Genomic DNA, 25,655 nt, shown 5'->3' with positions numbered 1-25,655 from the left:
AATCGTACGCGTGAGAAGACCATTCGGGCGCGCTAACAGTGGGATAGGGATTCGGACATTCCGGGAGCGCGGGCGGACGCGGAAAGTCCCTGTGATCAGCGGTCCGCACCCGACCTTGGTTGTACACTTTCGCGCATGCCGCTGGCTCCCGGTTCCGAATTCGCAGGTTTCACGATCGTGCGTCAGTTGGGCGCGGGCGGGATGGGCGAAGTCTATTTGGTGGAACATCCCAGGCTGCCGCGCCGCGAAGCTTTGAAGATCTTGCCGTCCACGCTCACGGCCGATTCCGAGTACCGCCAGCGCTTCATCCGCGAAGCGGATCTGGCTGCCTCGATGTGGCATCCGCACATCGTTGCCGTGCACGATCGTGGCGAGTTCGAAGGTCAGCTGTGGATCACGATGGACTACGTCGAGGGGACCGACGCCGCCGTCCTGCTGCGAACGCGCTTTCCGGCCGGCGTACCGACACGTTTCGGTGCTGAGATCGTCAGCGCCGTCGCCGATGCGCTCGATCATGCGCACGAGCGAGGTCTTCTGCACCGCGATGTGAAGCCTGCCAACATCTTGCTCAGCGATTCCGACCCGGAATCGAAACGACGTCGAACGCTACTGTCCGACTTCGGTATTGCTCGACGAATCGACGATGCCAACGGTCTGACTGCAACCAACATGACGGTCGGGTCGATCTCCTATGCCGCGCCCGAGCAGTTGATGGGGCGGACGATGGACGGGGCAGCAGATCAGTATGCCCTCGCGACGACCGCCTTCCATCTGCTCACCGGCAAGCCACCTTTCGACAACTCCAATGCGGCTGTCATCATCAGCAACCATCTATCGTCGCCGCCGCCGCGAATGGGTGACACCAGGCCCGATCTGGCTGCGTTGGATGCGGTTATCTCCAAGGGCATGGCGAAGAACCCCGACGATCGTTACGGGTCGTGCTCCGAGTTCGCGCAGGCGCTCAATGCCGCCGTCGAGGCGCAGCCACGGACCGACCACGAGACGATGATCGGTCCCGTCGGCGGTAATCCGCCTGCGGGGCAGCCGGTTCCGGCCTACGTAGCACCAGCTGGGTCGCTACCACCGCCACCGCCGAACACAGGTCCGGCCCCGGCCGCTGGCGCCGGGCGTCGACGAGTCTGGCTCCTCGCCGCCGCTGCGGCAGTCGTTGTCGCAGTGGCGATTGCGGTCGGCGTTGTGCTCACGCAGGGTTCGTCGAACTCCGATTCGGGTGACACTGTCGCAGCAAGCAGTTCGAGTGCTGCCGGTCCCGCAGCGGCGGTCGATTCATCGCTTGTGCAACCGTCGAAAGTGGCAGCGCTGCTTGCCGATCAGCCGCAGCTCGCGTCGTTGACCGGGCAGGCGCTGGACGATCCGCAGACGGCGTCGACGCTGCTGGACGCGTCGGCAGACTTCAGCCGTCCCGAATGTGTCGGCGCCATCTATCCGCTCGAAAAGAAGGTCTACGACGGCAGCGGCTACACGGCGCTGCGGCAAAGTGTCTCGCAGACACCCGAATCCAGCTCCGTGTACTACGTCGTCGACCAATCTGTTGCGCTCCTGCCGTCGGCCTCGGCAGCGACCAAGATCGTCGACAACTCGAAACAACAATGGCAAGCCTGCGCGTCGGGACCCGTCGACTACACCGGCCAGACCGGAACGACCAGCGTGACCCTGGCCGACGTTGTCAGCCAGGACGGTTCGATCGTGCAGAACCGGACGGTTCCCCCTGCCGAGTTCGCCGGCTACACGTGCCAGCACACCATGGGAGCGTGGTCGAACGTCGTCGCCGAAGCCGTCGTATGCGGCGACATCGACGTCGGAGACAAGTCGCAGGACATCGTCGCAGCGATACTGGCGAAAGCTCAAGGCTGAGCTTCGGCAACCTTTGCCAGCCGTCGAACCAACAACTGGACGACTGGGCCGTATGTAGCAGCAAGCACGGTCTCCAGCGGGCCGGGTGCTGAGATCGACATCGTGATTCTCGACCCGGTCGGCAGCGGCGTCACGTCGTGAGCCAGTGTCATCGGCCCGACCTGCCAGGTCCACGAACGACCTTCCGTCTTGTCGGAGATGACCGCCGGGATCGGTACCAACCCACAGGACTCGAGCGGCGCCGCGGCGTCCCTGCTGCACCTCGGGGGAGCCGAGCCCCCACGCACCGCGGATATGTGGCGCCCACTCGGGCCAGCGGGCAGGCTCGGAAACCAGCGACCAGGTTTCGGGTGCCTGAGCGGCCGAATCTGCGGAGAACGTGTGGGTCATGGGATCGGGATACCCAAAGAAATGGGCCTGAGCAACCAAGATTCGATGATTTCGGCGGGATCCCGCATATTTCGACGAATGTTGGGCGCCTAGGCCCACTGTGCGTGAGGTGTTGCTGAGTGCCCTCGGTGAGACTCGAACTCACACTGGACGGGTTTTGAATCCGTTTCCTCTGCCAATTGGGATACGAGGGCGTTGCGTCGCCGGTGGTGCAGCGGCGCGAGACACCACTCTAGAGAATGGGCTTCGACGCGCTCGCACCGGTACCCTTGCGTTTCAACTCGGGTGTCGCCCGTTTTGCCGATCAGAGGGGACAAGTGCTCATGAGCGCACCTGCAGCAGGGGGAACCGGACCACGTCGAGTGGTCGTGGCCGAGGACGAGGCCCTGATCAGGATGGACCTGGTCGAGATGTTGTCCGAAGAGGGGTACGAGGTTGTCGGCGAGGCCGGCGACGGTCAGCAGGCTGTCGATCTGACGATCGAGCACAAGCCCGACCTCGTGATCATGGATGTGAAGATGCCGCGCCGCGACGGGATCGATGCCGCGGCCGAAATCGCGACCAAGCGAATTGCACCCGTGGTGATCTTGACCGCATTCAGCCAGCGCGATCTCGTCGAGCGTGCTCGTGACGCGGGCGCAATGGCGTATCTGGTGAAACCGTTCTCGAAGTCGGACCTCGTTCCGGCTATCGAACTCGCAGCGAGCCGGTTCTGGGAGATCACTGCGCTCGAGCGCGAAGTGGCCGATCTGTCGGATCGTCTCGAGACCCGCAAGCTCGTCGAACGGGCCAAGGGTGTGTTGATGAAGACGCAGGGGCTGTCGGAGCCGCAGGCCTTCAAGTGGATCCAGCGGACTGCGATGGACCGGCGCACCACGATGAAGGCCGTCGCCGAGGTCGTCCTGGACAACCTGAAGTCGGACTAGGTTCTCGCCGCACATATTTTCGTCGGAGCAGATGTTCACCGTACGGATGCCCCGAATGAACTGAATGTGACCGATTTGAGCCCAATGTGATGCGTAGGTAACCCAGCGGGGTTAAGTTCTCTGCGGGCTGGCGCAGTCGGCCCCTCCGGTGTCGCCGGGGAGCAAAAGAACTCGGAGGTGGAACGTGCATCGTCGTACAGCGAGGGGCGCGTTGGTCATTGGGGTCGCGGCCGCGTTGGCATTGGCGGGCTGTAGCGACAAGTCGTCGGACAGTGGATCAACGGACAGCAGCGGAACGTCCGGATCTTCGTCGGCGTCCGGTCTGACCATCAAGCCACAGGTATTGCTCGATTCCGAAGGCAAAGAGGTCGAGTCCAGCAGTGCGAGCGAAGCCGCGGATCCAGCCGGCGACGGAAAGGCCACCTGCTCCAACGCTGTGCTGGCCATGGCCGGCGCATTGACGGGTGCCAACGCAGCACTCGGCCAGAACATTCTTATGGGTGCCAAGCTCGCGCTCGACGAGCACAACAAGGCGAACCCGGAGTGCCAGGTCGAAATCAAGCAGTTCGACACAGAGGGCGATCCGCAGAAGGCGACGCAGGTTGCCGGACCGATCACGTCCGACGCCAGCATCATCGGTCTGCTCGGCCCCGCCTTCTCGGGTGAGACGAACGCGACCGGCGCTCAGTTCAACCAGGCCGGCCTGCCGTTCCTCACGGCGTCGGCAACCAACCCGTCGCTCACCGAAAAGGGTTGGACCACCTTCTTCCGTGGCCTCGGCAACGACAACAGCCAGGGTGCTGTCGTCGCGAAGTACCTCACCGGACAGCTCGGCGCCAAGAAGGTCTGCGTCATTCAGGACGACACCGACTACGGCGTCGGCCTCGCGAAGGTTGTCACCGAGAGCTTGGGCGAGGCTGCTGACGCGGCATGCTCCGCAAGCGTGAAGTCGGGACAGAAGGACTTCTCGGCAACGGTCTCGCAGATCAAGGGCGAAGAGCCGGACGCAATCTGGTACTCGGGCTACTACGCCGAGGCCGCACCATTCGTCACGCAGCTGCGTGAGGGCGGCGTCACGGCAACGTTCAGCTCCGGCGACGGAACGAACGACCCCGAGTTCGTCAAGCAGGCGGGCGAAGCCGCCAAGGACGCAATCCTGACGTGCCCGTGTGTTCCGGGTCCCGAGGACTTCGTCACGAAGTACAACGCGCTCAACGGCCAGGATCCCGGCGTCTACTCCGTCGAGGGCTACGACCTGACCACGATCATGCTGAAGGCAATCGACTCCGGCGTGAAGGATCGCGCTGGCATGCTCGCCTTCGTCAAGGCCTACGACGGCCAGGGTGTCGGCAAGCGTTACCAGTGGAACGACAAGGGCGAGTTGGCAAATGCCCTGATCGAGATCTACAAGGTCGGCTGAGAAGAGATCTACTCCTGACCGCGCAGTCGGGCTCCTGCACCACGCAGGGGCCCGGCTGCGCTGTCGCGACGTTGCACCCTCACACTTCGAAAGAGACCTATGATCGCGACCTCATTCACCGACACGGCGAGCATCTTCGCCAGTTCGGTCGACTTCAACGTATCGGGGCTCGCAAAGAGCTTCTGGCAGTTGACGGTCGACGGTCTGGCCTACGGCGCGATCTACGCCCTTGTGGCAATCGGCTACACACTCGTCTACGGCGTTCTGCGCCTGATCAACTTCGCGCACTCCGAGATCTTCATGCTCGGCATGTTCGGTCAGTACGTGGCGCTCGAACTGCTCGGCTTCGCGCCGAGCGGCAACGTGTACAAAGAGGGTCTGGCCATGACGGTCGTATTCCTCGGTCTCGCAATGATCTTCGGTATGGCTGTGTCGGGTGGTGCGGCTGTCGCCCTCGAACGAGTCGCCTACCGACCCCTGCGAAAACGGGGAGCCAAACCGCTCGTCTTCCTGATCACCGCGATCGGCATGTCGTTCGTGCTGCAGGAATTCGTCCACTACGTGCTGCCGAAGATCAAGCCCGGCCTCGGTGGTACCAACGCCCAGCAGCCGATCAAGCTTGTTCAGCAGGTCGAGGTGTTCAAGATCGGGTCCGCGTCGGTGACGAACGTGACCATCGTGATCATCTTCTCCGCGATCGTGTTGACCGTCTTCACCGATCTGCTGATCAATCAGACCAAGTTCGGCCGCGGCATTCGCGCCGTCGCCCAGGATCCGAATACCGCGACCCTGATGGGCATCTCGCGGGAAAAGATCATCATGTTCACCTTCCTGCTCGGCGGCGTTCTCGCAGGCGCGGCCGCGCTGCTCTACACCCTGAAAATTCCGTCGGGCATCATCTTCAACGGCGGATTCATCCTCGGTATCAAGGCGTTCGCCGCGGCAGTCCTCGGCGGTATCGGTAACCTTCGCGGTGCGCTGCTCGGTGGTCTGCTGCTCGGTTTGATGGAGAATTACGGTCAGGTCCTGTTCGGAACCGAATGGCGGGATGTTGTGGCCTTCGTATTGCTGATTCTGGTGCTGATGTTCCGCCCGACCGGCATTCTCGGCGAGAGTCTAGGGAGGGCCCGGGTATGACGTCGTTGGAAAAAGGCGGCTCGACAACGCCGCCGCCTGCAGCCCCACCGGAACTGCCGATCGCACCCGAACGGCCGAAACACGGTGTCGGCGATGCGCTTCGAACCTGGTGGAACGGTTTGTCGCGGCCGATGCAGTGGCTCGTCGGCGTGCCGGTCCTGGCGATCATCGCGATCATCCCTGTCTTTCCACCGCCGTTGCTCGACACTCCGGGCACCTCGTTCTCGGGTGTGATGGCGCAGTTCGCGATGTATGCGTTGATCGCGATCGGGCTGAATGTCGTTGTCGGACAGACCGGTCTGCTCGACCTCGGCTACGTCGGCTTCTACGCTGTCGGCGCGTACACGGTGGGACTGCTGACCAGTCCGAGCAGTCCGTGGAATCAGTCGTCGGAAAGCGGCTTCTTCAGCGAAGACTGGGCCTGGCTATCCTGCCTGCCACTTGCAGTCGCGATCACCGCGCTCACCGGTCTCATCCTCGGGACCCCGACGCTGCGCCTGCGCGGTGACTACCTTGCCATCGTGACGCTGGGGTTCGGCGAGATCGTGCGCTTGCTCGCGGACAACCTAAAAGAGGTCACCAACGGTGGTCAGGGACTGCCGCAGACCGCGTACCCGCACATCGGCGAAACCGCGGAAAATCCGTATGGCATCTTCTCCGCAGGCAACACCGGCAGCGGTATCAACGCAGGTGTGTGGTGGTTCTGGGTCGGCATGGTGCTCGTCGTGATCGTTCTGCTGCTGGTCGGCAACCTCGAGCGGAGTCGCGTCGGGCGTGCCTGGGTCGCGATACGTGAAGACGAGGACGTCGCCGAGATCATGGGCGTGCCGACCTTCAAGTTCAAGCTGTGGGCCTTCACCATCGGCGCCGCCATCGGCGGTCTGTCTGGCGCGCTGTACGCAGGTCAGGTGCAGTTCATCAACCCGACCGGCTTCAACATCATCAACTCGATGCTGTTCCTGTGCATGGTTGTGATCGGCGGCCAGGGCAACAAGATCGGTGTCATCGTCGGCGCGTTCATCATCGTCTACCTGCCCAACAGGGCGATGTCGGTCGAGGTCGGCGACCAGAAACTGGGCGACTACAAGTACCTGTTCTTCGGACTTGCGCTCGTCGCGTTGATGATCTTCCGGCCGCAGGGGCTGTTCCCGGCACGGCAGAAATTGCTTGCCTACGGCCGGACGATCTACGGTGCCGTTCGCAAACCCGCCGACCAGATCGGAGGCGCAAAATGACGACACCGGGCCCCGGCGACGCCTTGTTCGGTAATGAGGACATGGCTGCCGAGATCGATCCCGACGTGCCGGTCGAGTCGGCCGGTACCGTCGACGTCACGCAGATCAATCCTGATCTCGCCGATCCCGAAGCAGTCGCCGAAGCCGTTGCGACGGACCGCGCTATCGATACCGAGATCGGTGAGGCACTGCTGCGGACAGAGGATCTGACGGTCCGGTTCGGCGGTCTCGTTGCACTCGACGCGGTGAGTTTCGAAATCCGCCGCGGCGAAATCCTCGGTCTGATCGGTCCCAACGGCGCGGGCAAGACGACGTGCTTCAACGCGATCAGCGGCGTCTACCGACCGACATCGGGGACCGTGTATTTCGACGGCAAACCGCTGACGAAGACCAAGCGCAACGCGATCACACGTCTCGGTATCGCGCGGACATTCCAGAACATCCGGTTGTTCAGCGAGATGACCGCGCTGGAGAATGTGGTCGTCGGAACCGATGCGCGACACAGGACTTCGGTGTTCGGCGCGATCTTCCGGACCGCGCGACACCGTCGTGAGGAACGCGACGCCATCACACGCGGTATGGCTCTGCTCGAGTTCGTCGGCATCGCGCCCCGCGCGGTCGAGAAGGCGAAGAACCTCTCCTACGGTGATCAGCGACGTCTGGAAATCGCCCGCGCACTCGCGACGGAACCGAAGCTGCTGTGCCTCGACGAGCCCGCCGCAGGCTTCAACCCGAGCGAGAAAGCGTCGCTTATGGACCTGATTCGCAAGATCAGGGACGACGGCTTCACCGTGCTGCTCATCGAGCACGACATGCGTCTCGTCATGGGTGTGACCGACCGAATCGTCGTACTCGAATTCGGCAAGAAGATCGCCGAGGGCGCGCCCGCGGAGATTCGCGACAACCCGGCCGTTATTGCCGCCTACCTAGGGGTGCCCGACGATGTCACGGCATAGAAGACCAGAACTGGACCTCCAGAAGGGGTCGACGCCTGCGTCGAACAGCCCCATGCTCGAAGTGCACGACATGGTCGTCAACTACGGCAGGATCCAAGCACTGCATGGCATTTCGCTGCGGGTCGAGCACGGCGAGCTGGTCACCCTGCTCGGTGCGAACGGTGCAGGCAAGTCGACGACCATGCGTGCGCTGTCGGGACTGCTGCCGTTGACCCGCGGCAGGATCGTCTTCGACGGACAAGACATCACGCACATGAAGGCGCACGAGCGGGTCAAGGCCGGCATCGTGCAGTCGCCGGAAGGTCGTGGCGTGTTTCCCGGCATGACGGTGCAGGAAAACCTCGACATGGGTCATTACTCGCGCAAGTTCGAGAACAAGGCCGCCTACAAGGAGACGCTCGACCGTGTTTTCGAACTCTTTCCCCGCCTCCTCGAGCGGCGCACCCAGGTCGGTGGCACGTTGTCGGGCGGCGAGCAGCAGATGGTCGCCATCGGCCGTTCGCTGATGGCTCGGCCCCGGTTGCTGCTGCTGGACGAACCCTCGATGGGGTTGGCGCCCATGATCATTCAGCAGATTTTCCGCATCATCGCCGAAATCAACGCTGCGGGAACAACGATCCTGCTGGTCGAGCAGAACGCCCAACAGGCACTTACGCGCACCGACCGCGCGTACATCCTCGAAACCGGCGACGTCACGAAAGAAGGCACCGGCAAAGAGTTGCTTGCCGATCCGTCGATCAAGGCTGCGTACCTGGGCGTCGGCTAGGATTGTTTGCTCAGGGGGTTCCTGCTCAGGGGGTCGTAGTTGCCGTTGCAACCGGGTAGCCGGATCGCGGGATTCACGGTCGAAGGAGTCGTCGGCACCGGCGGCATGGGTACCGTGTACGTCGCCCAGCAGGTCCAGCTGCGGCGGCGGGTTGCGTTGAAGGTGCTCAGCGAAGAGCTGTCGGCGAACGACGAATTTCAGCGTCGGTTCACCCACGAGGCGATCCTTGTCGCGCGGCTGTCGCACCCGAACATCGTGGCGATCTACGACCAGGGCCGAGCCGATGGTCACCTGTGGATCGCAATGCAGTTGATCGACGGTACCGACGCCGCCCACGCGCTTCGTGCCGCCGCTGGCCACGGTCTCGACCCCGAGCAGGCGGTCGAGATCGTCGAGCAGATCGCGGCAGCGCTCGATCACGCACACAGTTTCGGGATGGTGCACCGAGACGTCAAGCCTGCGAACATGTTGCTCGAGCTTCCTGAGGCGGGCGGACCTGCCGAGCGAGTTCTGTTGACGGACTTCGGGATTGCCAAAGCGGCCGATTCTTCCGGACTGACGAAGACGAACGGGCTCGTAGCAACGCTCGCCTACGCAGCGCCGGAGCATCTGGAAGCGCTGCAACTCGACGGGCGGGCCGATCAGTACTCGCTGGCGTGCAGTGCCTACGAATTGCTGACCGGGCAAACGCCGTTCGACGGCGACAGCGCAGCAGCCCTGATGTTCGCGCACCTGCACCGCACTGCACCTGCTGTGACATCCGTTGTGCCGCAGTTGCCGCGGGGCGTCGACGCCGTCGTTGCACGCGCGATGTCGAAGAAGCCTTCCGACCGGTTCGATTCCTGTGCCGAGTTCGCCGCGCAGCTGCGGTCGTCGTTGTTTCCGGGGCGACGGACGATGCGTTTCGACGCGGAACCGGTTTTCGCCGAGCCTGTTTCCGATGCGCGTCTCGTCGCGCAGCCTGCGCCGCACCGACCGCAGTCCGCGCGGTATCCCGTCCTGCTCGCTGTGTCGCTTGCCCTCGTAGCTGTCCTCGTCGGTGCGGTCCTGATCTGGAAGTGGCCGGGTGGCAACGACTCGAATCAGAGGCAGCCCGCGTTCGCCGTCGCAAACGATACGAACGCCTACTTCCAGATTGCCGCGGACGGTAGCCCGGTTGCTCGCGCAAGCACGATGGCAGCCGATCCCGCAGGCTCGGGTGCAGCGACCTGCAGCGACCTCACTTTGGCCGTCGACGGTAACCAGGATTCGCCGAGCCTGGCCGAGGCCGTCCGCAACGGAGCGGGCTTGGCGGTCGACGCACACAACGCCGCCAATCCGGATTGTGTTGTCGCACTGCGGACCGTGGACGGTGGATCCGCTGTGGCGACCACTGCCGACCCCTCGATCATCGGGTTGATCGGCCCGACCGCGTCCGCCGGTGTCGATTCCCTCGGACCCGTCCTGGACCGGGCGGGGTTGGTATTCGTGACGCCGACAGCAAGTCAGTCGAATCTCGTCGATCGCGGCTTCACGTCGTTCTTCCGTGCGACAGCGGACAATTCGGTGCTGACCCAAGCCGCGGCGAGGTATCTGGAGCGAACCTTCGAATCGGTATGTGTCCTCAATGCCGATGCCGAGCTCAGTAGGGTCCGAGCCGACGACGTGCAAGCCGTACTCGGCGCAAAAGCAGACCCGAACTGCTCGGGCGAGATCGATTCGCTCGACGCGGTTGCCGAGGCCATCGATATGGCTGCGCCTGCCGCCGTCTACCTGAGCGCCGACGAATCGACCGCACTCGAACTGCGCAAGCGAATTGCCGCATCGGTCGTACTCGTAGGAGACGACGGCATGTACGGACCCGAGTTTGCCGACAGCCACAGGGAGACGAACGGGCAGACCGTCGCGACGTGTGGCTGCGCGCCCGCGCCCGACGATTTCGCTGCCGCCTATCGCGCCGCCCACGGCACACAACCAGGACTGTGGGCGGTCGAGGCCTACGACATCGCGACGATCATGCTGATGGGTATCGACTCCGGTGCTGTGGACCGCGCTGCGCTGCGGAATTACGTGCGCGCCTATTCGGGTTCGGGCATTGCGAGGGACTACCGGTGGCTCGAATCGGGAGAACTGGCTGCGCCGAGCGTGTGGGCCTATCGGGCTGGGAAGTGAGTCGGAGTCGACTGTGCGAAAGACCTGTCGGAGTCGTTCCCTAGACTCGACGCCGTGAGCCCCGCAACCGATCAACGTGCCAAGCCGTCCGCTACCGACAAGGCAGCAGCGGAGGCTGGAAAACAGCCGACCCTGATGTTGCTCGACGGGCACTCGTTGGCGTTCCGGGCCTTCTTCGCGCTCCCTGCCGAGAACTTCAAGACCCAGAGCGGGCAGACCACCAACGCTGTCTACGGGTTCACCGCGATGCTCATCAACATCATGCGCGACGAGGCACCGACGCATATCGCCGCAGCGTTCGACGTGTCGCGGCAGACTTTCCGTGCCGAGGCCTATCCGGAGTACAAGGCGAACCGCAGCAGCCCGCCGGACGAGTTCAAGGGTCAGGTCGACCTGACCAAAGAGGTATTGGGCGCCTTGGGTATTCCCGTCATGGCGCAGGCCGGGGTCGAAGCCGACGACATCATCGCGACGCTGACGACGCAGGCGGTACCGCTCGGCTATCGCGTGCTAATCGTCACCGGTGATCGCGACGCCATTCAGTTGGTGAACGAGAACGTCACGGTGTTGTACCCGCGTAAGGGCGTCTCGGAGCTCACTCGGTTCACACCGCAGGAGGTGGAGGCGAAGTACGGCCTCACACCGAGCCAGTACCCGGATTTCGCTGCGCTGCGCGGCGATCCGAGTGACAACCTCCCCGGCATACCCGGCGTAGGGGAGAAGACCGCCACCAAGTGGATCCGCGAGTACGGCGATCTCAACACTCTCGTCGATCGCGTCGACGAGGTGCGTGGCAAGGTCGGCGACGCGTTGCGCGCAAATCTGGCGCACGTGCTGATGAATCGCCAACTCACCGAGTTGCTGCGGACAGTCGAGTTGCCGTACACCCCCGACCAGCTCGAACACGGTCCGTGGGATCGCGCCAAGATTCATCAGCTCTTCGACGACCTCGAGTTTCGCGTCCTCCGTGACCGTCTGTTCGAAACGCTCGCCTCGCCGGAGCCCGAGGCCGACGAGGGTTTCGAGATCAGCGGCGGCGCGATCGCGCCGGGCGAACTCACAACATGGCTTGCCACGCACGCCTCGGCAGGCGAGCGGCACGGCGTCACCGTGGCGGGAAAGACGACGCCGTACGGCGGCGACGTCACCTCTATCACGATCGCAGCGTCGGACGGCGAGGGTGGCTACATCGACGTCACTGCGCTGACACCGGAAGACGAACAGGCGCTTGGTAGTTGGCTCGAGGATGCGGCGCAGCCGAAGGCGCTGCACGAGGCGAAGGCCGCGATGCACGCCCTACATGGGCGCGGCTGGGTGCTCGGCGGCCTCACGACCGACACGGGTCTGGCCGCCTACCTGGTTCGCCCCGGCCAGCGGACCTTCGCACTCGACGACCTGTCGTTGCGCTACCTGCGTCGCGAATTGCGAGTCGAGAAGTCGGAGCAGGGCCAGCTGTCGTTGCTCGACGACGAGGACGAGGTTGTGACCGCAGCGGCCGAAGCCGAGATCCTGCGCGCTCAGGCGATCGTCGACCTCGCGGCTGCATTCGACACCGAGTTGGAAACGATCGAGTCGACCGCGTTGCTGACCGAGATGGAACTGCCGCTGCTCACCGTGCTTGCCGACCTCGAAACGGCCGGCATCGCAATGGATCTCGATCACCTGCACGATCTGCAGAGCCGCTTCGCCGACGAGGTTGCCCGTGCGGCGAACGAGGCCTACGAGGTGATCGGCGAGCAGATCAACCTGGGGTCGCCGAAGCAGTTGCAGACGGTGCTCTTCGAGAAGCTCGACATGCCGAAGACCAAGCGCACCAAAACCGGCTACACCACGGATGCGGACGCACTGGAAGGCCTGTTCGAGAAGACCCAGCATCCGTTCCTCGAGCACCTGCTTGCCCATCGCGACGCGACCAGGCTCAAGGTGACGGTCGACGGACTGCTCAAGGCCGTGTCCGACGACGGCCGGATCCACACGACGTTCAACCAGACGATCGCCGCGACAGGACGACTGTCGTCGGTCGAGCCGAACCTGCAGAACATTCCGATCCGCACCGACACGGGTCGCCAGATCCGGGACGGCTTCGTCGTCGGGCCGGGGTTCGACATGCTGATGACGGCCGACTACAGCCAGATCGAGATGCGGATCATGGCCCACCTATCCCGCGACGAGGGTTTGATCGAAGCCTTCAACACGGGGGAGGACCTCCATACTTTCGTCGCGTCCAAGGCCTTCGGAGTGCCGATCGACGAGGTGACCCCCGAACTGCGTCGCAGGGTCAAGGCGATGTCGTACGGCTTGGCGTACGGTCTGAGTGCCTACGGACTGTCGGCACAACTGAAGATCAGTACCGAAGAAGCCAAAGAACAGATGGAGACGTACTTCTCCAGGTTCGGCGGCGTTCGCGACTATCTGCGCGACGCTGTCGACGAAGCACGCAAGGTCGGCTACACGTCGACGCTGTTCGGTCGGCGGCGGTATCTGCCCGACCTCGACAGCAGCAACCGGCAGCGTCGTGAAGTTGCCGAGCGGGCAGCGTTGAACGCACCGATCCAGGGGACCGCGGCAGACATCATCAAGGTCGCAATGATCAACGTGCAGGCCGCTATTCGAGAAGCAGGTCTCAAATCGCGGATGTTGTTGCAGATTCACGACGAATTGTTGTTCGAGGTTGTCGCCGCCGAACGTGAGCAACTCGAAACGATCGTTCGCGAGAAGATGGCGTCGGCCATCGCACTCGATGTTCCGCTCGATGTGTCGGTCGGCACCGGCCGCAGTTGGGACGCTGCGGCGCACTGACAGCCGCACACAACAAACGGCCGGCACGCTGGTGCGTGCCGGCCGAATGTCAGCTCGAGCTCAGAAGTCTTCCGCTCCGTACAGTTGGCGGACCTCGATCTCGCCCTCCCACTCGGGCCACAGCTCTTTGTGGAGTTCGAGCAACCATTTCGCGCTGGCGATTGCCTCTTCGCGTGACGCGAGATTCTGGATGGCGTAGCCGCCGACCAGTTCTTTCGCCTCGCTGTAGGGCCCGTCGAGCACCCGCACCGAGCCGCCGGTCAGCGTGATCTTGGCTCCGCCGCCGTCGAGGGTTCCGATGCCACCGGAGTCGAGGAGAATTCCGTTGGCCGCATCGCGCGCGCCCGCTTCGGCGATCGCATCCATCAAGGCCTGTGGCGGCGGACCGAAGTCACCTGCACTGTGTACCCAGCTCATGTATCGCATGTCGTTCCCCAATCGTCGGATTCGTGTCGAAGGACAGTTTCTGTCTTCACAAACAGCGTCGAACGGCCTCGGCCGTTTTCGACACGTATCCGAAACTTACTTGGAGGCGGCTTCTTGATCGGCGATCTGGCGGCGGACGTCGTCCATGTCCAGGCCCTTGATCTGGGTCAGGAGGTCTTCGAGCGCTGGTGCGGGGAGTGCGCCTGGCTGAGCGAAGACAAGTACGCCTTCGCGGAAAGCCATAAGCGTCGGGATCGACCGAATGTTCGCGGCGCTGGCGAGGCCCTGCTCTGCCTCTGTGTCCACCTTGCCGTGCAGGACGTCGGGGTGTGCGTCGGAAGACTTCTCGAAGGTCGGCGCGAAGCTGCGGCACGGCCCGCACCACGACGCCCAGAAGTCGACCAAGACGATGTCGTTCGAGGTCACGGTCTCGTCGAAGTTTTCTTGGGTCAGGGTCTGAGTGGCCACTGCGGTCCTTTCGCTAGGTTGCAATCACTTGAACGCTTTTGCTGCCGAGTTTCTTCCAACTCACGCTATCTGCCAGTTCAGGCGATTGTCGCTGTCCCAACGGCGGATGCCTGCGACGTACCCGATGATGTCCGGTTCGTCGAGCACCGTCGCCACCGCGGACCCGAGACGGTCACGAGGTAGCCGACGCGCCAGGGTGACGTGCGGTGTCCACTCGTCGGGTGCCAAGTTCGCCTGTGTGCCAGGACATTCCGCGACGATGTCGTGGATCCGACGATGCAGAGCGAGCAACGGGGCAGACGGAACCACGAGCCTGACGAGCACGGCACCAGGCCCTCTCGACACTCGTGCCCGAAACAGCACGATCGCGCCGACCCGAACCGGGATGGGAACGAAATCGAGTTCGCGTTCGAGTCGCTGCTCGACGGAAGGCCACAGTTCGGAGGCGACGGCCGCGGTGACGTGCGGCCGATGGTGACCGCCCTGAGCGGGCAGTCCTGCATCGACGAGCAGTTGCCATTGCGCAATTACCGCTGCCTCGGCATCCTCGTCGAGCAGCAACTCCACTGACTGAACCACGCGATCAAGATTAGGTCAGCGACACGAGCTCGGTGATGTCGTCGATCGGAAGCTCACCGTCGACGACGGCAGTGACCGTCGAGCTGTTGAGCGTGATGGCGCCGTTGTGGTTGTCGAGGAACGCGGTATCGGCAGCGTCGCGGCCCGTCGCGATACGGATCAGGGTCGACCGCGGTGCTAGGCAGGTCGCGTCGACGACGCGCCACTTGCCACCGACGAATCCCTCGGCGACGGCATGGAAGTCCATCGGATCGCAGCCGGGCGCATATACCGCAACCAGCCGCGCTGGCACGTTGACCGCCCGCAGCATCGCGACGACAAGGTGTGCGTAGTCGCGGCATACGCCTGCCCCGGCGAGCAGAGTGTCGGTGGCACCGTCGATCGGATCACTGCTGCCCGGAACATATTGCAGCCGTCGGCCGACCCAGGCGGAGATCTTCTCGAGCACTTCCTCGGAATCGGCGTAGTCGCCGAATTCCGTTGCGGCGAAACCGTAGAACTTGTCGGATTCCGCGTAGCGGCTCGGGCGCAGGTACAGCGACTTGTCGTAGTTGGTGATCGGCGCTGGATGGGTGTTGCCGAGCACGGTGGCGTCGTATTCGACCTGGAGGCTGCCGACCCCTGCGTCGAAGACATGGATGCGATTGCCGTGTGGGCCACTGACTTCGGTTGCGTCGACGGGCTTGCCGTCGAGCAGAAAGACGAGCTTCTCGGTTACGGTCGCACCGGGATGCGGCGCGATCGCGATCTGGAACTCCAGGCTCGTCGGCGCGGTGATCGAGATATCGAGGCGCGCGGACATGTCGCGTTTGAGCACAAAAATCCTCTGTTCGAGTGGGGAGGCGAGTGCGTGAAGAATTACCCGAGTTCGAACTCGGCGAAACCGTGACGCTGCACACCACAACCGTAGGCGATGATGTTCCGATGAGCAGCGTGGAATCGAATGCACTCCGCCTCGGATCGATCGAGGGCGACGGAATCGGACGCGAGATCGTCACCGAGACAATGCGAGTGGTCGAGGAAGCCCTTGCTGCAGCGCGTGCGCCGGGGGTGGTGTGGACACCGTTGCCGATGGGCAACGCCGCGATCGCCGACCATGCCTCGCCGCTGCCGGAATCTACTTTCGACGCGCTGACGGGACTCGATGGTTGGGTGATGGGTCCGCACGACAGTGCGTCCTATCCGGCCGAACATCGGGTGGGTCCGCCGCCGGGTGGGGCGATCCGGAAGCGATTCGATCTGTACGCCAACATCCGTCCGGCTCGCGCGTTCACCGGGGTGCGGTCGATGTCGCCGCGGATGGATGTCGTGATCGTCAGGGAGAACAGCGAGGGTCTCTACGCCGACCGAAATATGTTCGCTGGATCCGGTGAATTCAAACCGACGCCCGACGTCGCACTCTCGGTCGGCGTCATCACCCGTCAGGCGACGGAACGTATCGCGCACGTGGCTTTTCGGCTCGCCCGAACCAGGCGCAAGCACGTGACGATCGTGCACAAGGCCAACGTTCTGCCGATGACGACGGGACTGTTTCGCGACGTGTGCGCAGAGGTCGGGCTGCAGTATCCGGACGTCGTCGTCGACGACGAACATGTCGATGCAATGGCAGCGCACCTGGTTCGACGCGGCGAGGAGTTCGACGTTGTGGTCACGGAAAACCTTTTCGGCGACATTCTGTCCGATCTCGCAGCAGAACTCGGTGGGTCGCTCGGCACCGCGGCGTCGCTCAATTGCTCGGACACCATAGCCATGGCACAGGCTGCGCACGGTGCCGCGCCGACCATCGCTGGTCGAAACCGTGCCAATCCGTCGGCCCTGTTCCTGTCTGCGGCGATGTTGTTGCGGTGGTTGGGGGAGCGTCGATCCGATCCCACTCTGACCCATGCGGGGGATCGAATCGAGCACGGTGTTGCCGCAACGTTCGAGGCAGGGACCGCGACAGCTGATCTTGGTGGACTCGCGTCGACGAGTGAATTCACTGAGCATGTGCTCGCCAGAATTCGTAAGCGCTGAATCCCACTTCCGACGGACCTATTCCGGTCCAGGTCGGCAACGTCCGACGGCTTTACGGTCCGCGGATCGCGAGTCGATAACGTCGCACAGTCGCCCGGTTGGGTCTAACCTGTGCCGAAAGTCGAAATCATCTGGAGGCAGCAGTGTCTGGTCGGACGGTATTTGCCCGTAGTCGCTTCGCACGCACGGTGTGTGTGATGGCGAGTGGCGCAGCCCTTGTGCTCGCGGGTTGTGCGGACAACAGCGACAGCGGGGGTTCGGGTTCCGAGACCGCCACCGTCGAGGTCGAGAAGGTGGACGCGATCGCGGCCGAACTCCCAGAGAAGGTGAAGAGTTCGGGCAAGTTGGTTGTCGGCGTGAACGTTCCGTACGCGCCGAACGAGTTCAAGGACGGCAGCGGCAAGCTCGTCGGTTTCGACGTCGACCTGATGAACGCCATCGGCAAGGTGCTCGGCGTGACACCGGAGTACGCCGAATCCGACTTCGACAAGATCATCCCCGCGATCCAGGCTGGAACGTACGACGTGGGAATGTCGTCGTTCACCGACTCCAAGGAGCGCGAGCAGACGGTCGACTTCACGACCTACTTCAGCGCAGGAATTCAGTGGGCGCAGCAGACCGGCAAGCCGATCGATCCGAACAATGCGTGCGGCAAGAAGGTCGCGGTCCAGTCGACCACGGTCGAGGACACCGATGAAATCCCGGCCAAGAGCGAGAAGTGCGTCGCCGAAGGCAAGCCGCCGATCGACAAGCAGAAGTTCGATCGTCAGGACGACGCCGCCAGCGCACTCGCCTTGGGCAAGGTGGACGCGATGTCGGCCGATTCGCCGGTAACTGCGTACGCGATCAAGCAGAGCAACGGCAAGCTCGAACCGGCCGGTGAACTCTTCGACTCGGCACCGTACGGTTGGCCGGTCGCCAAGGGCTCTCCGATGGCCGGCGTACTCCAGAAGGCGCTGCAGCACCTGATCGACGATGGCAGCTACCTGAAGATCGCCGAGAACTGGGGCGTCGAGGCAGGTGTGATCGAAAAATCGGTGATCAACGGCGCGGTCAACTGATTCACCACGTGAGAGCCGGATTTACAGACCACTGACCGCACAGCGCACAACAGGAGAGTCACGTGTCCGAAACGCGGCCTGTGGTCGACGGCGCGTCGGCGGAGCCGGAGGCCATCAAGGCCATCCCGCTTCGCCGGCCCGGCCGTTGGATCGCTGCGATAGTCGTACTGATACTGGTCGCCCTCTTTGTCTACGGGGCGGCGACAAACGCCGCATACGGCTGGGATACCTACGGGAAATACCTTTTCGACCAACGCATTTCGGCCGCCGCCTGGGTGACCGTCAAGCTGACGGTGCTCGCGATGGCCATCGCGATCGCCCTCGGTGTTCTACTCGCGGTGATGCGACTGTCGCCGAACCCGGTGCTGCGGTCGGCGGCATGGGTATACCTGTGGTTCTTCCGCGGCACTCCCGTGTATGTGCAGTTGGTGTTCTGGGGGCTGTTCCCGTCGCTGTACAAGACGATCGATCTAGGTATCCCGTTCGGCCCGCAATTCGTGCACTTCGACATCCAATCGCTCAGTGCGGCTTTTCTCTTCGCGATGATCGGGCTCGGACTCAACGAGGCCGCCTACATGGCGGAGATCGTGCGGGCCGGTATCAATTCGGTCGGGGAGGGGCAGACGGAAGCGTCGACAGCCCTTGGTATGTCGTGGTCGCAGACCATCCGTCGCACCGTGCTGCCGCAGGCGATGCGAGTGATTATTCCGCCGACGGGCAACGAGCTCATCAGCATGCTCAAAACCACGTCGTTGGTTACAGCAGTTCCACTGAGTACCGAGCTGTACGGCGTCGCACGCGACATCTCGGGAACCAACTTCCAGCCGGTGCCACTACTGATGGTGGCTATGACCTGGTACCTGGCAATTACGAGCATCCTGATGGTCGGCCAGTTCTACCTGGAGCGGTACTACTCGAAGGGCGCGTCGCGCACTCTCACGACGAAACAGCTCGAGGCGCTGGCGAAAGCTCAGGGACTCGGAGCGCCGAAGGGCGGCGGAGGTCCGGTATGACTCCAATGGTGAAGGCCGAACAGGTCTGCAAGAGTTTCGGCGCGCTCAAGGTGCTCAAAGGCATCACGCTAGAGGTAGACCGCGGCCAGGTGTTGTGCCTGGTCGGCCCGTCGGGCTCGGGGAAATCCACCTTTCTGCGCTGCATCAACCACCTCGAGCAGGTGAATGCGGGTCGGCTCTACGTCGACGGCGATCTTGTCGGGTACCGCGAGAAGAACGGCAAGCTGTACGAAATGCCGCCGAAGGCCGCTGCCAAGCAGCGCCGCGACATCGGGATGGTGTTCCAGCACTTCAACCTGTTCCCACATCGGACTGCCCTCGAGAACATCGTCGAGGCTCCGACACAGGTGAAGGGCATCAAGAAGGCCGACGCGGTAACGCGTGCCAAGGACCTGCTCGATCAGGTCGGGCTGTCCGAGAAGGCGAATGCATATCCGGCGCAGCTTTCCGGTGGGCAGCAGCAGCGCGTCGCCATCGCACGAGCGTTGGCAATGGATCCGAAGCTGATGCTCTTCGACGAGCCGACGTCCGCCTTGGACCCCGAGCTGGTCGGCGAGGTGCTTTCGGTCATGAAGAACCTTGCGCGTGAAGGTATGACGATGGTGGTGGTCACCCACGAGATGGGCTTCGCGCGCGAAGTCGCCGATCAGCTTGTCTTCATGGACGGCGGCGTCGTGGTCGAATCCGGCAAACCCCGTGAACTGCTTGCCAATCCACAGCACGACCGAACCAAGCTCTTCTTGTCGAAACTGCTCTAAGCGGTCGTCGACGTCGACAGTGTGCCGGGTCAGTACCCGGTGGACGTGCGCGTCCACGGCGTGGCAAACGGTCTGCGCCGTCAATGCCGGATCGTCGCCACCGCGCTCGGTGCGTCGCAGGTGGTATTCGACCTCGCCGGTGATGTGTTCCTCCATTGCGCGTAGCGCCTCGAGGTCGGCTGGTGACCGTGGAGCGAGCCGATGCATAAGCGCGTGCAGGGCGGGCCGATCGCGATGCACTGCCACGATCACGTCGAGGATTGCCCGCATCGCGGTGTACCGCTACCGCGTCGGGAAGTGGTGCGTGACGGATATTCGTGAGCTACTATAGTGATATCACTTTGGTAGCACGAGAAAGGGCAAAGCAATGGAGCGACAAGCTTTTCGAGTAAACGGGTTCTTGGTGTTGTTGGTTCTTCTGGTCGTCGGCGCCGTCGCAGGTGGGCTTGCCGCGGCGACAATGAATCCCGCAGCGGGAGCGGGTGCGATCGTTCTCGGAATCGTGCTGCTAATCGTGGCTACCGGCTTCACGGTCATCAACCCGAACGAGTCGAAGGTCGTCCAGTTCTTCGGTCGATACGTCGGATCGGTCAACGATGCGGGGTTCCTCTGGGTGCTCCCGCTGTCGACCAAGAAGCGAATCACGTTGCGGGTCCGCAACTTCGAGACGGCGAAGCTCAAGGTCAACGACGCCGACGGCAACCCCGTCGAGATCGCGGCTGTCGTTGTCTACAAGGTGATCGACAGCGGTAAAGCAGCATTCGCGGTCGACGACTACGAGGAGTACATCGCGATCCAGTCCGAGGCGGCGGTCAGGCACCTTGCAACGACGCATCCGTACGACTCGCACGAGGAGGGTCGCACCAGCTTGCGGGACGGCGCGGAGGTCGCGTCCGAACTCACCGTCGAACTGAGCGATCGCACCGCTCTTGCAGGCGTCGAAGTCATCGAAGCGCGCATCACGCACCTCGCCTATGCGCCCGAGATCGCACAATCGATGCTGGTCCGCCAGCAGGCGTCGCAGGTCGTCGCGGCACGCACCCGAATCGTCGAAGGTGCGGTCGGGATGGTCGGCCTCGCAATCGAGCGGTTGGCCGAGCAGGGTGTCGTCGAACTCGACGAGGACCGCAAGGCGACCATGGTCTCCAACCTGCTTGTGGTGCTGTGCGGTGATCGGGCCGTGCAACCGGTCGTCAACACCGGCACGATCTATGGCTGAGCCGCTGTCATGGCTGAGCGAAAGAAGATTCTCCTTCGGCTCGATCCTGTAGTCCACGACGCCATGGCCAAGTGGGCGTCCGACGACCTACGCAGCGTGAACGCACAGATCGAATTCGCGTTGCGGATGGCGTTGAAGCAAGCGGGCCGATCGGCAAAGTGAGACGAGGGGTTTCCTGACTCCGTCGGACGACGGCAGGGAACCCCTCATTCCGGTTTGTCGCACACGAAGATCGCGGTCCCCGGAAACAGTGCACCGCGCAATGGACTCCACTGCCCCCACTCGCGGTCGAGCCACTCGGGCCACTCGGGTTCGACGATGTCGACCACGGTCAGGCCGGCGGCGACGATCTCGCGGACCCGATCGCCGACCGTCCGATGATGTTCGACGTACGTCGCTCTACCGGCCTCGTCGACCTCCACATAGGGGCTGCGATCGAAATAGGGGATGGTCGCAGTGAGCCCGGCCTCGCCGGGATCGTCGGGGAAAATCCATCTCATCGGGTGGTTGACGGAGAACACCCAGCGCCCGCCGGGCTGCAATACTCGGGCGACCTCCCTCATGACCAGGGCGGAATCGGCGACGAACGGCACGGCACCGAACGCCGAACACGCCGCGTCGAAGCTCGCGTCCGCGAAGGGGAGTGTCTCGGCACCTGCCTGCACGAGCGGCACTCGCCGTTCGGACCCCGACATCGATTCGAGCCCGCGGCTCAACATCCCCATCGACAGATCGAGACCGACCGGACGGGCGCCCTGAGCCGCCAACCAGCGCGAACACGGCGCAGAACCGCAGCCGATTTCGAGGATCGCCTTGCCGGCGACGTCTCCGAGGAAACGCATATCGCCTTCGTGCAGCCCCTCCGGACACCAGACGAACTCACCGTCCGCGGAATCGACGCCGAGAAACTCGCCGTGGGTCTGGTGATAGGCACCGGCGTCGGCGTCCCACCAGGCGCGGCTGGCGCGCTCGCTCGTCGCCGAGTCGATCCGGGTGCGGCTCACGCCGACCGCTCCGAGCAGGGCATTTGCCTCGGCATGTCGGTCCGATACCGTTGGTTCTGACATGGGCAACACTCTAGGTGCGACGCGCGCCGCCCGGTTTGCCCAGCTCTACCCGGGTCGCGTACCCTGTTTTGCGCGAGTGTCTTTGCGCTGCGCCGAAACCGGTGCGGTGCGAGTTCGCGAGTGACCGACCGAACATCCATCAACCGACCACAACCCGTCCGGAGCAACTCAACACATGCCCTCATCCACCGTCACCTCTCCGCAGGTAGCCATCAATGACATTGGCTCTGCTGAGGACTTTCTCGCCGCAATCGACGCGACGATCAAATACTTCAACGATGGCGACATCGTCGAAGGCACCATCGTCAAGGTCGATCGTGACGAGGTTCTACTCGATATCGGTTACAAGACCGAAGGCGTCATTCCTTCTCGCGAGCTCTCCATCAAGCACGACGTCGACCCCAACGAGGTCGTCTCCGTAGGCGATGAGATCGAAGCCCTCGTCCTCACCAAGGAGGACAAAGAAGGCCGCCTGATCCTGTCGAAGAAGCGCGCTCAGTACGAACGCGCATGGGGCACAATCGAAGAGCTCAAGGAAAAGGACGAGGCCGTCAAGGGCACCGTCATCGAGGTCGTCAAGGGCGGCCTCATCCTCGACATCGGTCTTCGTGGCTTCCTGCCTGCATCGCTCGTCGAGATGCGTCGTGTCCGCGACCTCCAGCCGTACGTCGGCAAGGAGATCGAGGCCAAGATCATCGAGCTCGACAAGAACCGCAACAACGTCGTCCTTTCGCGCCGTGCGTGGTTGGAGCAGACACAGTCCGAGGTTCGCAGCGAATTCCTGCACCAGCTCCAGAAGGGACAGGTCCGCAAGGGCGTCGTCTCCTCGATCGTCAACTTCGGTGCCTTCGTGGACCTCGGTGGCGTCGACGGCCTGGTGCACGTCTCCGAGCTGTCGTGGAAGCACATCGATCACCCGTCCGAGGTTGTCGAGGTCGGCAACGAGGTCACCGTCGAGGTTCTCGACGTCGACCTGGACCGCGAGCGCGTTTCGCTGTCGCTCAAGGCAACGCAGGAAGATCCGTGGCGCCAGTTCGCTCGCACCCACGCGATCGGCCAGATCGTTCCGGGCAAGGTCACCAAGCTGGTTCCGTTCGGCGCCTTCGTGCGGGTCGAAGAGGGCATCGAGGGCTTGGTCCACATCTCCGAGCTGGCCGAGCGCCACGTGGAGGTCCCGGACCAGGTCGTCGCAGTCGGAGACGACGCGATGGTCAAGGTCATCGACATCGACCTCGAGCGTCGTCGTATCTCGCTGAGCCTCAAGCAGGCCAACGAGGATTACCACGCAGAGTTCGATCCGTCGAAGTACGGCATGGCCGACAGCTACGACGAAGCGGGCAACTACATCTTCCCCGAGGGCTTCGATTCCGAGACCAACGACTGGATCGAAGGCTTCGACAAGCAGCGTGAAGAGTGGGAAGGCCGTTACGCCGAGGCCGAGCGTCGCCACAAGATGCACACCGCTCAGATGGAGAAGATGGCCGCCGACGAAGCCAACGAGATCGCGAACGCTGCGGCAGGCTATTCGTCGGAGACCGGTTCCGCCGAGGGTGGTAGCCCAGCGGCTGCCGCAGGCGCGGCTCCGGCCGAGTCCACCGGTGGATCGCTTGCCAGCGACGCGCAGCTTGCAGCGCTTCGCGAGAAGCTCTCCGGCAACGCGTAGTTAGCAAACAAAGAGGCCCGGTCCAATTGGACCGGGCCTCTTTGTTTGTGTCAGTGGAGTGAGGGGTCCCCTAGCGCCGTCGGACGGGTCGGTGAACCCCTGACGCCGCCCGAAATCAGCCCGGAAAAAGTCAATGGCCCAGTCCGAATCGGACTGGGCCACTTGTAGAAAAGGGGTCGTGCTCAGCTTGCGGTTGCCGGCACCCAATGGGTCGACGCAGTTGCGGTGCGCTTGCGCATCGCCGCGAAACTGTGTCGGGCAGGGCTGACAAGCGCGGTGAACCAATTGCGACGGTGCTCTTCGAGTGCAGTCGCAACAGCGGGAATCAGAGTGCAGTGCACCCCATTCGCCATGCCCAGGCGGTGCCGACCGGCCTGGTGTCGATTGCTTCCCATGATGTTCCTTTGTTAGAGAGGTTGGCCTGGCACGCCACGACGAAACATAACCGACAAATTGTTGAACTTGTGGCATTTGAGACGTGTGAACAACAGCGTGTCGGATGAGAGACTGGAAACGTGCTGAGAATTGGCCTCACAGGAGGCATGGGAGCAGGTAAATCGACCGTATCGAAAATACTCGAGAGTCGAGGAGCGGTAATTGTCGATTCCGACAAGATTGCGCGGGAGGTTGTCGAACCGGGAACCGAAGGCCTAACCGCACTCGTTGCTGCATTCGGCGACGACATCCTCGCAACAGACGGCAACCTCGATCGAGCGGCGTTGGCGGCCAAAGCATTCGTCAGCGACGAGGCGCGCGGCAAACTCAACTCGATCGTGCACCCACTGGTCGGCAAGCGAACTGCCGAACTGATAGCCGCCGCGCCCGCCGATGCTGTTCTGGTGCAAGACATTCCGCTACTCGTCGAAAACGGACTTGGACCGCTGTTCAGTCTGGTCATCGTGGTATTCGTCGACGCAGAAGAACGCGTACACCGATTGGTCGAACACCGCGGTGTTCCCGAGAAGGACGCTCGCGCACGGATTTCGGCGCAGGCCACCGACGAACAGCGACGTGCGGCGGCCGATGTCTGGCTCGACAACAGCGGTCCGCCGGGAACGATCGACGCGCAGGTTCACGCGCTGTGGGACGAGCGTCTCGTTCCGTTCGAGCGCAATATCCGGAATGGGCAGTCGGCCACCTCGGTCGTAAAGTTGGTCCCCGCTGATCCGGAATGGCCTGCGCAAGCGCAACGGTTGATCGGACGCCTGCACGTGGCATGTGGCGCATCCGCGATGCGCATCGATCACATCGGTTCGACGGCGGTCGCTGGACTCGCCGCGAAAGACGTCATAGATCTGCAGATCACCGTTGCCGATCTCGCGACAGCAGACAAATTGGCCGAGCCGCTCGAAAAGGCGGGCTTCCCGCGAAACTCTCGGATCACTGCCGATAATCCGAAACCGACCTACGGGGTCGGCGGTGAAGCAGACCCGGGAATCTGGCAGAAGCGGTTGCACGGGAATGCCGACCCGAAGCGCCCAGCGAGTCTGCATATCCGAGTCGCGAACTGGCCCGGGCAGCAATTTGCTCTGGCATTCCGTGATTGGCTACGAGAAAATGCCGACATTCGCGACGAGTATTCGGCGATCAAGCGACATGCCGAAGCGAAGGCGAGCGCGTTTACCGAGCGCTCGGATGCAATCGACGCCTACCTTTCCGTCAAAGAGCCGTGGTTCGACACGGCCTACCACCGCGCCATGGAGTGGGCAGCCTCGCAGGAAGGTCGCCGATAG

The 25,655-nt window shown here is 63.1% G+C and carries 24 protein-coding genes, 1 tRNA gene and 1 pseudogene; 17 read left to right on the top strand and 9 right to left on the bottom strand.

Features of this window, described 5'->3' with window-relative positions:
- Nucleotides 1-135: 135 nt before the first annotated feature.
- Nucleotides 136-1,875: a serine/threonine-protein kinase PknH/PknJ gene (locus JGU71_RS30430; protein ID WP_199706669.1), complete on the top strand. Its 1,740-nt coding sequence runs from the start codon at nucleotides 136-138 to the stop codon at nucleotides 1,873-1,875.
- Here the strand turns inward: JGU71_RS30430 and JGU71_RS29975 are convergent.
- Both JGU71_RS29975 and JGU71_RS22220 read right to left on the bottom strand, forming a co-directional pair.
- Nucleotides 1,866-2,027, bottom strand: a complete 162-nt coding sequence (locus JGU71_RS29975) for a hypothetical protein (protein WP_233529924.1) — start codon at nucleotides 2,025-2,027, stop codon at nucleotides 1,866-1,868. The genes JGU71_RS30430 and JGU71_RS29975 overlap by 10 nt on opposite strands.
- 358 nt (nucleotides 2,028-2,385) lie before the next feature.
- Nucleotides 2,386-2,459: transfer RNA gene (locus JGU71_RS22220), tRNA-Leu, on the bottom strand.
- Nucleotides 2,460-2,588: 129 nt separating this feature from the next.
- Between JGU71_RS22220 and JGU71_RS22215 the strand changes: the two genes are divergently transcribed.
- The 8 genes from JGU71_RS22215 (at nucleotide 2,589) to polA (ending at nucleotide 13,655) form a co-directional block, all read left to right on the top strand.
- A complete protein-coding gene (locus JGU71_RS22215) occupies nucleotides 2,589-3,191 on the top strand; it encodes an ANTAR domain-containing response regulator (protein WP_199706667.1) in 603 nt (200 codons plus the stop codon).
- A gap of 184 nt (nucleotides 3,192-3,375) precedes the next feature.
- Nucleotides 3,376-4,611, top strand: a complete 1,236-nt coding sequence (locus JGU71_RS22210; RefSeq protein WP_199706665.1) for a branched-chain amino acid ABC transporter substrate-binding protein — start codon at nucleotides 3,376-3,378, stop codon at nucleotides 4,609-4,611.
- Nucleotides 4,612-4,710: 99 nt separating this feature from the next.
- Nucleotides 4,711-5,748, top strand: coding sequence for a branched-chain amino acid ABC transporter permease (locus tag JGU71_RS22205; RefSeq protein ID WP_199706663.1), 1,038 nt, complete (start codon nucleotides 4,711-4,713; stop codon nucleotides 5,746-5,748).
- On the top strand, nucleotides 5,745-6,983 hold the full coding sequence (locus JGU71_RS22200) for a branched-chain amino acid ABC transporter permease (protein ID WP_199706661.1): 1,239 nt from the start codon (nucleotides 5,745-5,747) through the stop codon (nucleotides 6,981-6,983). Before JGU71_RS22205 ends, JGU71_RS22200 begins: the two co-directional genes overlap by 4 nt.
- Nucleotides 6,980-7,939 (top strand): ABC transporter ATP-binding protein, encoded by a 960-nt coding sequence (locus JGU71_RS22195; RefSeq protein WP_199706659.1) that lies wholly within the window; start codon nucleotides 6,980-6,982, stop codon nucleotides 7,937-7,939. Before JGU71_RS22200 ends, JGU71_RS22195 begins: the two co-directional genes overlap by 4 nt.
- 52 nt (nucleotides 7,940-7,991) lie before the next feature.
- Nucleotides 7,992-8,705 (top strand): ABC transporter ATP-binding protein, encoded by a 714-nt coding sequence (locus JGU71_RS22190; protein WP_199706923.1) that lies wholly within the window; start codon nucleotides 7,992-7,994, stop codon nucleotides 8,703-8,705.
- A gap of 39 nt (nucleotides 8,706-8,744) precedes the next feature.
- Nucleotides 8,745-10,856 (top strand): bifunctional serine/threonine-protein kinase/ABC transporter substrate-binding protein, encoded by a 2,112-nt coding sequence (locus tag JGU71_RS22185; protein ID WP_199706657.1) that lies wholly within the window; start codon nucleotides 8,745-8,747, stop codon nucleotides 10,854-10,856.
- 54 nt (nucleotides 10,857-10,910) lie between these two features.
- Entirely contained in the window at nucleotides 10,911-13,655 is a 2,745-nt protein-coding gene (polA, locus tag JGU71_RS22180; protein WP_307829768.1) for a DNA polymerase I, read from the top strand.
- A gap of 60 nt (nucleotides 13,656-13,715) precedes the next feature.
- On the opposite strand, the gene JGU71_RS22175 is transcribed toward polA, so the two are convergent.
- From JGU71_RS22175 to JGU71_RS22160, 4 genes are all read right to left on the bottom strand, one after another.
- Entirely contained in the window at nucleotides 13,716-14,072 is a 357-nt protein-coding gene (locus tag JGU71_RS22175) for a YciI family protein (protein ID WP_199706655.1), read from the bottom strand.
- Nucleotides 14,073-14,177: 105 nt separating this feature from the next.
- Complete coding sequence (trxA, locus tag JGU71_RS22170; protein WP_199706653.1) at nucleotides 14,178-14,549, bottom strand: thioredoxin; 372 nt, start codon at nucleotides 14,547-14,549, stop codon at nucleotides 14,178-14,180.
- A gap of 60 nt (nucleotides 14,550-14,609) precedes the next feature.
- Nucleotides 14,610-15,128, bottom strand: coding sequence for a 2'-5' RNA ligase family protein (locus tag JGU71_RS22165; protein ID WP_199706651.1), 519 nt, complete (start codon nucleotides 15,126-15,128; stop codon nucleotides 14,610-14,612).
- Between the two features lie 10 nt (nucleotides 15,129-15,138).
- Nucleotides 15,139-15,930: a transglutaminase-like domain-containing protein gene (locus tag JGU71_RS22160; protein ID WP_199706921.1), complete on the bottom strand. Its 792-nt coding sequence runs from the start codon at nucleotides 15,928-15,930 to the stop codon at nucleotides 15,139-15,141.
- A 122-nt stretch (nucleotides 15,931-16,052) separates the two neighbouring features.
- On the opposite strand from JGU71_RS22160, the gene JGU71_RS22155 reads away from it, so the two are divergent.
- The 4 genes from JGU71_RS22155 (at nucleotide 16,053) to JGU71_RS22140 (ending at nucleotide 19,973) form a co-directional block, all read left to right on the top strand.
- A complete protein-coding gene (locus JGU71_RS22155; protein WP_199706920.1) occupies nucleotides 16,053-17,141 on the top strand; it encodes an isocitrate/isopropylmalate dehydrogenase family protein in 1,089 nt (362 codons plus the stop codon).
- A gap of 197 nt (nucleotides 17,142-17,338) precedes the next feature.
- Nucleotides 17,339-18,202: an ABC transporter substrate-binding protein gene (locus JGU71_RS22150; protein WP_199706649.1), complete on the top strand. Its 864-nt coding sequence runs from the start codon at nucleotides 17,339-17,341 to the stop codon at nucleotides 18,200-18,202.
- A 62-nt stretch (nucleotides 18,203-18,264) separates the two neighbouring features.
- Entirely contained in the window at nucleotides 18,265-19,215 is a 951-nt protein-coding gene (locus tag JGU71_RS22145) for an amino acid ABC transporter permease (protein WP_199706647.1), read from the top strand.
- Complete coding sequence (locus JGU71_RS22140) at nucleotides 19,212-19,973, top strand: amino acid ABC transporter ATP-binding protein (RefSeq protein WP_307829767.1); 762 nt, start codon at nucleotides 19,212-19,214, stop codon at nucleotides 19,971-19,973. Before JGU71_RS22145 ends, JGU71_RS22140 begins: the two co-directional genes overlap by 4 nt.
- 9 nt (nucleotides 19,974-19,982) lie before the next feature.
- Here JGU71_RS22140 and JGU71_RS22135 read toward each other — a convergent pair.
- Nucleotides 19,983-20,243: pseudogene (locus JGU71_RS22135) on the bottom strand (TetR/AcrR family transcriptional regulator); the annotation flags it as partial.
- Between the two features lie 97 nt (nucleotides 20,244-20,340).
- On the opposite strand from JGU71_RS22135, the gene JGU71_RS22130 reads away from it, so the two are divergent.
- Entirely contained in the window at nucleotides 20,341-21,192 is an 852-nt protein-coding gene (locus tag JGU71_RS22130; RefSeq protein WP_199706645.1) for an SPFH domain-containing protein, read from the top strand.
- A gap of 9 nt (nucleotides 21,193-21,201) precedes the next feature.
- The gene (locus JGU71_RS22125) at nucleotides 21,202-21,354 is read left to right on the top strand and encodes a type II toxin-antitoxin system antitoxin (RefSeq protein ID WP_199706642.1); all 153 of its coding nucleotides are present in this window, start codon (nucleotides 21,202-21,204) and stop codon (nucleotides 21,352-21,354) included.
- A gap of 44 nt (nucleotides 21,355-21,398) precedes the next feature.
- On the opposite strand, the gene JGU71_RS22120 is transcribed toward JGU71_RS22125, so the two are convergent.
- Complete coding sequence (locus JGU71_RS22120; protein ID WP_199706640.1) at nucleotides 21,399-22,259, bottom strand: class I SAM-dependent methyltransferase; 861 nt, start codon at nucleotides 22,257-22,259, stop codon at nucleotides 21,399-21,401.
- Nucleotides 22,260-22,434: 175 nt separating this feature from the next.
- Between JGU71_RS22120 and rpsA the strand changes: the two genes are divergently transcribed.
- Nucleotides 22,435-23,922: a 30S ribosomal protein S1 gene (gene rpsA / locus JGU71_RS22115; RefSeq protein WP_199706638.1), complete on the top strand. Its 1,488-nt coding sequence runs from the start codon at nucleotides 22,435-22,437 to the stop codon at nucleotides 23,920-23,922.
- A 182-nt stretch (nucleotides 23,923-24,104) separates the two neighbouring features.
- On the opposite strand, the gene JGU71_RS22110 is transcribed toward rpsA, so the two are convergent.
- Nucleotides 24,105-24,317 carry a hypothetical protein gene (locus JGU71_RS22110; protein ID WP_199706636.1) on the bottom strand — a complete coding sequence of 71 codons (213 nt, stop codon included), beginning with the start codon at nucleotides 24,315-24,317 and terminating at the stop codon, nucleotides 24,105-24,107.
- Nucleotides 24,318-24,437: 120 nt separating this feature from the next.
- On the opposite strand from JGU71_RS22110, the gene coaE reads away from it, so the two are divergent.
- Nucleotides 24,438-25,655, top strand: a complete 1,218-nt coding sequence (gene coaE / locus JGU71_RS22105) for a dephospho-CoA kinase (RefSeq protein WP_199706634.1) — start codon at nucleotides 24,438-24,440, stop codon at nucleotides 25,653-25,655.

The sequence above is a fragment of the Antrihabitans stalagmiti genome (genome assembly GCF_016482825.1).
In the GTDB taxonomy this organism is placed as follows: Bacteria; Actinomycetota; Actinomycetes; order Mycobacteriales; family Mycobacteriaceae; genus Antrihabitans; species Antrihabitans stalagmiti.
This window is presented reverse-complemented; position numbering and strand designations above follow the sequence as displayed.

Bases quoted from the DNA above. Each gene is read 5' to 3' on its own strand.
- JGU71_RS22200 (WP_199706661.1), top strand. From the start codon at position 5,745: ATGACGTCGTTGGAAAAAGGCGGCTCGACAACGCCGCCGCCTGCAGCC.
- JGU71_RS22205 (WP_199706663.1), top strand. From the start codon at position 4,711: ATGATCGCGACCTCATTCACCGACACGGCGAGCATCTTCGCCAGTTCG.
- JGU71_RS22150 (WP_199706649.1), top strand. From the start codon at position 17,339: ATGGCGAGTGGCGCAGCCCTTGTGCTCGCGGGTTGTGCGGACAACAGC.
- JGU71_RS29975 (WP_233529924.1), bottom strand. From the start codon at position 2,027: ATGACACTGGCTCACGACGTGACGCCGCTGCCGACCGGGTCGAGAATC.
- JGU71_RS22130 (WP_199706645.1), top strand. From the start codon at position 20,341: ATGGAGCGACAAGCTTTTCGAGTAAACGGGTTCTTGGTGTTGTTGGTT.
- JGU71_RS22175 (WP_199706655.1), bottom strand. From the start codon at position 14,072: ATGAGCTGGGTACACAGTGCAGGTGACTTCGGTCCGCCGCCACAGGCC.
- JGU71_RS22195 (WP_199706659.1), top strand. From the start codon at position 6,980: ATGACGACACCGGGCCCCGGCGACGCCTTGTTCGGTAATGAGGACATG.
- JGU71_RS22160 (WP_199706921.1), bottom strand. From the start codon at position 15,930: ATGTCCGCGCGCCTCGATATCTCGATCACCGCGCCGACGAGCCTGGAG.
- JGU71_RS22110 (WP_199706636.1), bottom strand. From the start codon at position 24,317: ATGGGAAGCAATCGACACCAGGCCGGTCGGCACCGCCTGGGCATGGCG.
- JGU71_RS22125 (WP_199706642.1), top strand. From the start codon at position 21,202: ATGGCTGAGCGAAAGAAGATTCTCCTTCGGCTCGATCCTGTAGTCCAC.
- JGU71_RS22190 (WP_199706923.1), top strand. From the start codon at position 7,992: ATGCTCGAAGTGCACGACATGGTCGTCAACTACGGCAGGATCCAAGCA.
- JGU71_RS22140 (WP_307829767.1), top strand. From the start codon at position 19,212: ATGACTCCAATGGTGAAGGCCGAACAGGTCTGCAAGAGTTTCGGCGCG.
- JGU71_RS22120 (WP_199706640.1), bottom strand. From the start codon at position 22,259: ATGTCAGAACCAACGGTATCGGACCGACATGCCGAGGCAAATGCCCTG.
- JGU71_RS30430 (WP_199706669.1), top strand. From the start codon at position 136: ATGCCGCTGGCTCCCGGTTCCGAATTCGCAGGTTTCACGATCGTGCGT.
- JGU71_RS22215 (WP_199706667.1), top strand. From the start codon at position 2,589: ATGAGCGCACCTGCAGCAGGGGGAACCGGACCACGTCGAGTGGTCGTG.
- rpsA (WP_199706638.1), top strand. From the start codon at position 22,435: ATGCCCTCATCCACCGTCACCTCTCCGCAGGTAGCCATCAATGACATT.
- JGU71_RS22155 (WP_199706920.1), top strand. From the start codon at position 16,053: ATGAGCAGCGTGGAATCGAATGCACTCCGCCTCGGATCGATCGAGGGC.